8 protein-coding genes are annotated in these 9,144 nt (G+C 65.6%); 2 read left to right on the top strand and 6 right to left on the bottom strand.

Annotation, left to right across the window (positions count from 1 at the left end):
• A partial coding sequence (gene putA, locus EOA27_RS10530; RefSeq protein WP_127256107.1) for a bifunctional proline dehydrogenase/L-glutamate gamma-semialdehyde dehydrogenase PutA occupies positions 1-2,385 on the bottom strand: 2,385 nt, incomplete at its 3' end.
• 164 nt (positions 2,386-2,549) lie between these two features.
• On the opposite strand from putA, the gene EOA27_RS10525 reads away from it, so the two are divergent.
• Entirely contained in the window at positions 2,550-3,002 is a 453-nt protein-coding gene (locus tag EOA27_RS10525) for an Lrp/AsnC ligand binding domain-containing protein (protein WP_126082222.1), read from the top strand.
• Here the strand turns inward: EOA27_RS10525 and EOA27_RS10520 are convergent.
• Positions 2,999-4,207, bottom strand: coding sequence for a cytochrome c peroxidase (locus EOA27_RS10520; RefSeq protein ID WP_126082221.1), 1,209 nt, complete (start codon positions 4,205-4,207; stop codon positions 2,999-3,001). The genes EOA27_RS10525 and EOA27_RS10520 overlap by 4 nt on opposite strands.
• 7 nt (positions 4,208-4,214) lie before the next feature.
• The gene (locus EOA27_RS10515; protein ID WP_126082220.1) at positions 4,215-4,658 is read right to left on the bottom strand and encodes a FixH family protein; all 444 of its coding nucleotides are present in this window, start codon (positions 4,656-4,658) and stop codon (positions 4,215-4,217) included.
• 158 nt (positions 4,659-4,816) lie between these two features.
• Here EOA27_RS10515 and EOA27_RS10510 point away from each other — a divergent pair, with 158 nt between their 5' ends.
• Positions 4,817-5,737 carry a sugar kinase gene (locus tag EOA27_RS10510; protein WP_126082219.1) on the top strand — a complete coding sequence of 307 codons (921 nt, stop codon included), beginning with the start codon at positions 4,817-4,819 and terminating at the stop codon, positions 5,735-5,737.
• A gap of 45 nt (positions 5,738-5,782) precedes the next feature.
• Here the strand turns inward: EOA27_RS10510 and EOA27_RS10505 are convergent, their stop codons facing one another.
• From EOA27_RS10505 to EOA27_RS10495, 3 genes are all read right to left on the bottom strand, one after another.
• The gene (locus EOA27_RS10505; RefSeq protein ID WP_126082218.1) at positions 5,783-6,808 is read right to left on the bottom strand and encodes an aldose epimerase family protein; all 1,026 of its coding nucleotides are present in this window, start codon (positions 6,806-6,808) and stop codon (positions 5,783-5,785) included.
• A 194-nt stretch (positions 6,809-7,002) separates the two neighbouring features.
• Positions 7,003-8,460, bottom strand: coding sequence for an NAD-dependent succinate-semialdehyde dehydrogenase (locus EOA27_RS10500; RefSeq protein ID WP_126082217.1), 1,458 nt, complete (start codon positions 8,458-8,460; stop codon positions 7,003-7,005).
• A gap of 177 nt (positions 8,461-8,637) precedes the next feature.
• Positions 8,638-9,144: AEC family transporter (locus tag EOA27_RS10495; protein WP_189562000.1), on the bottom strand; the 507-nt coding region annotated here is incomplete at its 5' end.

The following is a 9,144-nucleotide window of genomic DNA, read 5'->3' as shown; positions in this document are numbered from 1 at the left end:
GTCGCGCACCGCCTGCTCCGGCAGCGCGGTGGAATCGACGATCATCGCATTCAAGCCGCCGGTCTCGGCGATCAGCATGGCATCGGGCGCCGCGGTCTCGGCCAGTTGCTTCTCGATCAGCTTGGCGACCTCGGTCGAGCCGGTGAAGCAGACGCCGGCGATGCGCGGATCGGCGGTCAGCGGCGCGCCGACCGTGGGGCCGTCGCCCGGCAGAAGCTGGATGACATCCTCCGGCACGCCGGCCTCGCGCAGCATCTCGACGGCGCGGAAGGCAATGAGCGGCGTCTGCTCCGCCGGCTTGGCGATGACCGAATTGCCGGTGACCAAAGCCGCCGCGATCTGGCCGGTGAAGATCGCCAGCGGGAAATTCCACGGCGAGATGCAGACGATCGCGCCGCGCGCTTCGGTGCCTGCCTCGGCATTCACCGCCTCGGCCGCGTAATAGCGCAGGAAGTCGACCGCTTCCCGCACCTCGGCGACACCGTCGGCCAGCGACTTGCCGGCTTCGCGGGTGGCGAGAGCGAAGAACTCGGCGGCGTTGGCCTCGTAGAGGTCGGCGGCGCGATTGAGGATCGCCGCGCGCTCGGCAACCGGGCGCTTCCCCCAGGTGGGCTGCGCGTCGACGGCGATGCGCACGGCGGTCGCCACCTGCTTGGCCGCAGCTTCATGCACCGTGCCGACCACCTCGTCCGGCTTGGCCGGATTGACGATCTGGCGCTGCTTGCCGTAGCCGGCGGCGCGCGTGATCGGCTTGGCATGCCAGCGGTCCGCTCCGGCAAATTCCGCCCTCGCCTTGTCGATGGCTGCCAGCGTCACCGGATCGGTGATGTCGAAGCCTCTCGAGTTGCGGCGCCCGGCGCCGAAGATCGCGGCGGGGCGCGCGATCGCCGGATTGGCGGCGGGGCCCTGCATCTCGACAACCGTGAGCGGATCGCGCGCAATCTCCTCCGGCTCGACTTCCTCGTCGGTCAACTGGTGGACGAAGGAGGAGTTGGCGCCGTTTTCCAGCAAACGCCGCACCAGATAGGCAAGCAGGTCCGAATGCGCGCCGACCGGCGCATAGATGCGGCAGCGCGTGCCTTCGGCTTGGCGCACGGTTTCGTGCAGCGCCTCGCCCATGCCGTGCAGGCGCTGGAACTCGAAGCTCTCGCGGTCCTTCGCCATCGAAAGGATGGCGGCGACCGTGTGCGCGTTATGGGTGGCGAACTGCGGATAGATGCGGTCGGTCATCGACAAAAGCTTCTTCGCGCAGGCCAGATACGAAACGTCGGTGTTGGCCTTGCGGGTGAAGACCGGATAGCCGGTAAGACCCAGCGTCTGCGCCCGCTTGATCTCGGTGTCCCAATAGGCACCCTTGACCAGCCGCACCATGATCCGGCGGTCGTATTTCTTCGCCAGCGCATAGAGCCAGTCGATGGCGAAAGCCGCGCGCGGGCCGTAGGCCTGGACGACGACGCCGAAGCCGTCCCAGCCGGCAAGTTCCGGCTCGGCCAGCACGCGTTCGATGACATCGAGCGACAGGTCGAGGCGGTCGGCCTCCTCGGCATCGATGTTGAGGCCCATGCGCGAGTGCCGGGCGGCAAGCGCCAGCGACAGAAGCCGTTCGGCCATCACCGGCAGCATGGTCTCGCGCTGCGCCACCTCGTAGCGCGGGTGCAGCGCCGACAGCTTGACCGAAATGCCGTGGTTGTAGCGGATGTCAGGGCCGTTCGACCCCGCATCGAGCGACGAGATCGCATCCGCATAGGCGCGGTGGTAGCGCAGCGCGTCGGCCTCGGTGCGGGCCGCCTCGCCCAGCATGTCGAAGGAATAGAGATAGCCCTTCTGCGTCATCGGCCGGCCGCGCTTGACGGCCTCGGCGATGGTGCGGCCGAGCACGAACTGCTCGCCCATCTCGCGCATCGCCGCAGCGACCGCCTTGCGGATCACCGGCTCGCCCAGCCGGCGCACCATGGCGCGCAGCGTGCCTTCGATGCCGCCCTCGCCTTCGTCGAGCACGCGGCCGGTGAGCATCAGCGCCCAGGTCGAGGCGTTGACGAAGATCGAGCTGGAACCGCCCGAATGCGCCGACCAGTCATGCGGCGCGATCTTGTCGGCGATCAGATCGTCCATCGTCTCGGTGTCGGGCACGCGCAGCAGCGCTTCGGCCAGGCACATCAGCGCCACGCCTTCCTTGGTCGACAGGCCGTACGCCGAGAGGAACACCTCCATCAGCCTGGGATCGGTCGAGCCGCGCACCGCGCGCACCAGATCGGCCGCGCGCGCCGAGATCCCCTTGCGCTCCTCGGCCGACAACCCCGCCGTCGCCGACAGGCGCTTCACCGCCTCGTCTTCGTCGGGCAAATAATTGGCGCGGATCTGCTGGCGGATGGCGTCGAGCGGCATATCGGGTCCATGAAAGCGAGCGTGAGCGAACGTTCCGGCGGTCGCCGGACCGAATGGCGCAAGCTAGCACAGCTTCGGATTCCAGTCGGTCCAAAGAAATCGACTAGGCAGGCCAATTGAACTATCATAGAAGCCGAATTCCCATCGTTTCGGCTGCCATTTCGATGACCGAAGACCAATTGGACCGCATCGACCGTAACATCCTGACGGCGCTCGGGCGCGACGGCAGGCTTTCGATGTCCGAACTGGCTTTGAAGGTCGGCCTGTCGAAGACGCCGGTGCAGGCGCGCGTGAAACGATTGGAGAAGGACGGCTACATCAGAGGCTACCGCGCCATCATCGATCGCGAACGCATGGGCGAAGGCCATGTCGCCTTCGTCCAGGTAAAGCTGTCGGATACGCGCTCGGCGGCGCTCGACGCTTTCAACCGAGCTGTCCAGGGCGTGCCCGAGATCGAGCAGTGCCACATGATGGCCTCGAGCTTCGACTATCTGCTGAAGGTCCGCACCACCGACATCGCCGCCTATCGCCGCGTGCTCGGCGAGCGCATCTCGGCCCTGCCCCACGTCGCCCAAACCTCGACCTTCGTGGCGATGGAGACGGTCAAGGATCGCTAATCAGAAAGCGTCTTGAGGAACGCCACCAGCGCCGCGCGCTCGCGATCGGACAGGTCGAGCGGATGCACTTCCGATACGCCTTCAACGCCTGGCGGCGCCTTCGAATAATGCGCCACCACTTCATCGAGTGTCGAGAACTGGCCGGCATGCATGTAAGGCGGGCGATCCGCCGCGCCCCTGAGCGACGGCGTCTTGTAGGCGTGCGTGATTTGCGGACCGTCCTTGACCATGAAGCGCAGCTCGCGGCAGGCGCTCTCGTCGCCGTCGCGGAATTTGCCGAGGCAGTTGAACGGGTCGGCCTCGACCTGTGCCACGGCATCGACGCGCCCGCGGTCCGGCGGCAGGCCGTCGACCGGCGGCACGCCGGTGTTGTGGAACGCATTGTCGGTGAGGCGCGGACCATTGTGGCAGGTCACGCAATTGGCCTTGCCGATGAACAGTTTCAGCCCGAGGATTTCTTCCGGCGAGAAAGCCGCGTCCCCTTCCGGCTTGGCGCCGGTCGCCAGATCGATGGCGAAACGGTCGAAGCGCGTCTCCTCGGGCTCGATCGATCGCTCGAAGGCGGCGATCGCCTTGCCGATATTGGCATAGACGCGGTTGACGTCGTCCTGCTGAGAGGCGGGCATCGCGTTCCACACCGCCTTCTCGGCGTCGCTGCCGAGCGGACTGGCATTGGCCGGCACGGTGGAAAGGTCCGGCAGCGGCCCAAAAATGCGCTCGTAGCGCTCGCCGAACCGCTTCTTGATGTAATGCGCGAAGGCTGCCCGGTTGCCGGCCTGCTCCAGCGGGTTTTCAAGCGGCGTCAGCGCCTGGGCCCACAGGCTGTCGCGCCTGCCGTCCCAGAAGTACCAAGGATTGTGCGCCACGCCCGCCAGCGGCATGGTGCGGCGGTTGGTATGGCCGACGCCGACCGCCTGCGGCAGGTCGTCCTGGAACTGGCGGTCGATCTTGTGGCAGGTCGAGCACGACACCGTGCCGTCACGGCTCATGCCGGCATCGAAGAACAGCGTCGAGCCGAGCGCGGCAGCCGCCGGCACATCCGCATACTGGTTGGTGGTATCCGCCTTGAGCGAAGGCAGCGTGTTCAGCGCCAAAGACGCGATGGTGTTCTTCTCGGCGTCGCTGAATTGCGGCTCGCCGCAGCCACCCAGCAAGGCGAGAGCGGCCAAAGCCAGCAGGCATGCAACGCTTGTCAGACGCCTCATCGCCCGCTCACAACACGACGTTGAAGACGACGGAATCGGAACCCGCCGCCGCCGAGATACCGAAGTGCACCTGCCACCAGCCGCTCATCGTGAATTTCACGCCGTCGATGCGGTAGCGCCCCTCGCCAAGATAATCGGTCGCCTGCGGACTGGTCGGCAGGCCGTGATTGTGCTGCGGCATCCCGCCGGAAACGGTGATGGCCGCCCCCTCCACCGGCGCGCCGGCGGCGGTCTTCAGCGTCAGCAGCCAGGATTGCAGCTCGCCCTGCCGGATGACGCCGCGCTCCGGCTCGAAGCTCGCGACGAACAGCCCGTTCGCCGTCTTCTTGGAGCGCGACAGGTCCGGACCGGACGCCGAATGCGGCAGCGTCTGATAGACGACGGCCACGATGCCGACCAGCAACGCGGCCAGGCCGAGCCCCGCAAGGATGTAACGCCATATCGATGCCAAGCCCGTTCCTCTTCGGCTGCTAACGTCGAGGGCCGCTCGCCGCGTCCCGCCCTGCCTGTGGGAAATCGTTTCTGGCGCAAAATTCGCCGGCAGCCAAGCATGGCGCTGCCGGCCGCAAAAAGCTACAGCAACAAGACTTTAAGAAGGATAGAACCCACATGGCCGCCAAGGGTATTGCGTCGATCGGCGAATGCATGATCGAATTGTCGGGACAGACCGGCGACAGCTGGCGCATGGGCTTTGCCGGCGACACCTTCAACACGCTGTGGGCATTGCACGCGCTGAGCCCGGAGCACCCCGCGACTTATGTCTCGGCCTTCGGCGACGATCCCTTCTCGCGCGACCAGATCGCCTTCTTCGGCCAGAGCGGCATCGGCATAGGCAACAGTCCGGTCATTGCCGGCGCGCGCCCCGGCCTTTACGCCATCACGCTCACCGGAGCCGAGCGCGCCTTTACCTACTGGCGAAGCGACGCGGCAGCGCGTCAGCTCGCCTCCGATCCGGTGGCGCTCGCGAAAAGCCTTGAAAACCAGGCGCTTGTCTATTTTTCTGGAATCACCCTGGCAATTCTGGACGAGGCCGCGCGGACAACTTTGCTGACCGCCATAGTTGCGGCCGGGGCCGCCGGCTCGCTCGTCGCCTTCGACCCGAATTACCGGCCGCGTCTGTGGCCGAGCCGCGAGGCAGCCCAGGCCGCGATCCTGGAAGCGCTTGCCGTGGCCGACATCGCGCTGCCGACCTTTCCGGACGAGCAGATGCTGTTCGGGGATCCGACACCGCAGGCGACGGCGGAACGCCTCGGCAAGCTGACTGGCGAGGTCGTGGTCAAGAATGGCGAGCAGCCGGCCTTGATCGCGCTGAACGAAGCTTCGCAAACCGTGGATGCGGCGCATGTGGCCGCCCCAGTCGACACCACGGGGGCCGGCGATTCTTTCAACGGCGGCTATCTCGCCGCGCGGCTTGCCGGCCACGCGCCTGCCGACGCGGTGCGCCGCGCGCATAAAGTGGCGGCCGCGGTCGTGCAGGTTCGCGGCGCGCTTGCTCCATTCGCGACGTTGAGGGCAGCATTCGACAGTTAAGCGCCGTCGAAGCTTTAGCGCACATTACTTCAATACCGAAAAACCTTAAGGCAAACGGAAGCGGTATTCCGTCACCTGATGATAGATCTGCCCTGGCCACAGCGTCGCCTGCGGGAAATAGGGCCGGTTCGGCGCGTCCGGCCAGGTCTGCGCTTCGAGGCAGAGGCCTGAAAACGCCTTGTAGTGGCGGCCGTCGAGCCCCGGCGATGCCGGCGCGACGAACTGGCCGCTATAGAGCTGCAGTCCAGGCTCGGTGGTCCAGACTTCCATCTCGACGCCGGAATTGGCGCCTTGCACCCAGGCAGCCTGGTGCAGCGGCCCGCGGCTGGAGGCGAGGCAGTAATTCAGGTCGTATTGAAGCTGCTCGCCCTCCATTTCCATGCGCAGCGCCCGCGCCTGCCGGAAATCGAAAGGCGTGCCGTCGACCGGCTTCACGACACCGGTCGGGATCATCTCGTCATCGACGGGCGTGTAGGCGCTGGCGTTGAGCATCAGCCGATGGTCGAGGATGTCGCCGACGCCGCCATCGTCGAGGTTGAAATAGGAGTGCTGCGCCAGATTGCAGAGCGTCGGCTGCTCGCAAGTCGCGGTCAGTTCCATGCTGAGCGTGCCGGGAATCTTCAGCCGGTAGGTGCAGGTGACGTCGAGCGCGCCGGGAAAACCCATCGCGCCGTCCGGATCGTGCAGTGTCAGCGTCACGAAATCGCGGCCGTGCAGCGAGACGGTCCATGGCCGGTGGAAAAAGCCTTCCGAGCCGCCATGCAGCGTGTGCTTGCCGAGAAAATTCTGCTCGGTCTGGTAGCGCTGGCCGGCAATGGTGAAACGGCCGCCGCCAATGCGGTTGGCGAAGCGGCCGACGACCGCCCCGAAAAAGGCGCGGTCGGTCTCGTAGGGTTCGAAGCGGTCGTAGCCCAGCACCAGCGGCGCGTCGTGGCCGTTCAGTCGAAGATCCTGGACGATCGCGCCCAGTCCGATGATGTTGGCGGTCAAGCCGCCGCCCCGGATCGTGAACCGGCGTACGGCCTCGCCCGCCTGCGTCGTGCCGAAGACCTCGCCGTCCTTCATCGCCATGCCCGAAAATGTAAGTTGTCGATCAATGGATTTAGGCCGGCTATGGATGATCCGGCAAGGGCAGGCTCAGGCAATTCCAGATGTCTGACTGTTTTTCGACCGGGATTTCGCTGAACCAAACAGATAGAGCCGCCCATCGTTTCAGTGAAACGACGGACGGCTCTTCAAAACCTATCCAGTACGGCCGGTCGATATCAGAGCCCCAGGCCACCGAAGCAGGCATATTTGGTGTCGAGATAGTCCTCGATGCCCTGATGCCCGCCTTCGCGGCCGAGACCCGATTCCTTGACGCCGCCGAACGGCGCCTCGGGCGTGGTGATCAGGCCTTCATTGACACCGACCATGCCATATTTCAGACCTTCCATGACCCGGAAGGCTCGGCCGAGATTGCCGGTGTAGAAATAAGCGGCGAGGCCGAACTCGGTGTCGTTGGCCAAGGCCACCGCCTCTTCCTCGGTCTCGAACTTGAACACGGGCGCGATCGGCCCAAAAATCTCTTCCTTCATGAATCGCATGTTCGGCGTGGCGCCGGAGATCACCGTCGGCTGGAAGAACGAGCCGCCAAGCGCATGGCGCTTGCCGCCGGCGACGACCTGGCCGCCCTTGGACGTGGCATCAGCGATGAATTCCTCGACTTTCTCGACCGCCTTCTCGTCGATCAGCGGTCCCTGCTGCACGCCTTCCTCCAGGCCCGAGCCGACCTTGAGGTTGTTGCTGGCGGCGGCGAGCTTCTCGACGAACTGGTCATAGATGCCTGCCTGGACGAGGAAGCGGTTGGTGCACACGCAGGTCTGGCCGGAATTGCGGTATTTCGCGGTGACGGCGCCGGCCACCGCGCGGTCGACATCAGCGTCGTCGAAGACCAGGAACGGCGCGTTGCCGCCGAGCTCCATCGACACTTTCTTGACCGTCGAGGCGGACTTCTGGATCAGCAGCTTGCCGATCTCGGTCGAGCCGGTGAAGGTGATCTTCTTGACCAGCGGATTGGTGCAGAGTTCGTCGCCGATCTCGCCGGCTGAGCCGGTCACGACGTTGACGACGCCCTTCGGGAAACCGACTTCCTCGACCAGCGCGCCCCAGGCGAGGCCGGAATAAGGCGTCTGCGAGGCGGGCTTCACCACAGCGGTGCAGCCGGCGGCCAAGGCCGGACCGATCTTGCGGGCGAGCATCGAGGACGGAAAATTCCATGGCGTGATGGCGGCGATGACGCCGACCGGCTCCTTGGTCACAAGGATGCGGCGGTCGCCCCATGGCGACGGCACGATGTCGCCATAGACGCGGCGGCCTTCCTCGGCGAACCACAGGATGTAGGCCGCGGACGAGCCGATCTCGCCCTTGGATTCGGCGAGCGACTTGCCCTGCTCGATGGTCAGCAGCTCGGCCAGCACGTCCTGATTGTCCATCATCGCGTCATGCAGCTTGCGTAACAGCTTCGAGCGCTCGAGCGCGGTGGTCTTGCGCCAGCTCTTGAACGCTTCCTCGGCCGCCTCGATGGCGCGGCGGGTTTCAGCCTTGCCGGCCTTTGGCACGGTGCCGATCTTCAGGCCCGTCGCCGGATTGTTGACGTCGATGGTCTGGCCGCTGTCGGCCTGCACCCATTCACCATTGATGAGATTGGCCTGGCGCATGAAATGGCTGGTTTTCTGAAGCATGGTCTGGCCTCCGTTCGGCGCGCTGATCGGCCGTTTTTCTGGATATCCGTTGAAGCGTGCTTCAAGAGCCGCACGCCGGCGCATTGCTCTTACCTAGGGAAAGGCAGGCAAGCAATCACAAGATGGCATATAGGGGTTGGGCCAGCAAAGGCGAGCCGCGCATACGCTTGCTGACGCTTATCCGAAGATGTGCACGACCACCGTCAGCCAGAACGACGTGGTTAGCACCGCGCTTGCCGTGGCAAGCGTCATCTGGTTCGAGGCCAGCGCCTGGCCGGTGTTGAACTGGACGGCGATCAGGTAGGAATTGATGCCCGACGGCAGCGCCGCAACGACGACCGCGACCTTGGAGGTCAGCGGCGGCAGGCCGAGTAGCCACACGAAGGCCAGCACCAGCGCCGGCATCAGGAACAGCTTCAGCACCGACAGCGCCAGCGCCGGCCTGATATTGCCGGAGATGCCGAAGCGGCGCAGGCTGAGCCCCATGGCGAACAGCGCCACCGGGCCGGCCGTGTCGGCGAGCGTATCGACCAGCCGCTCGACAAGGTCGGGCAGCGGCGCGCCGGTAAGGCGCCAGGCGAGCCCGGCCAGGATGCCGATGATCAGCGGATTGATGAACAGGCGCCTGAGGAAGCTTTTGACGACACGCAGCGGGTGGACCGTCTCGCCGCTGCCGCGCCCGAA

This window comes from Mesorhizobium sp. M2A.F.Ca.ET.037.01.1.1, from assembly GCF_003998075.1.
GTDB lineage: Bacteria > Pseudomonadota > Alphaproteobacteria > Rhizobiales > Rhizobiaceae > Mesorhizobium.
This window is presented reverse-complemented; position numbering and strand designations above follow the sequence as displayed.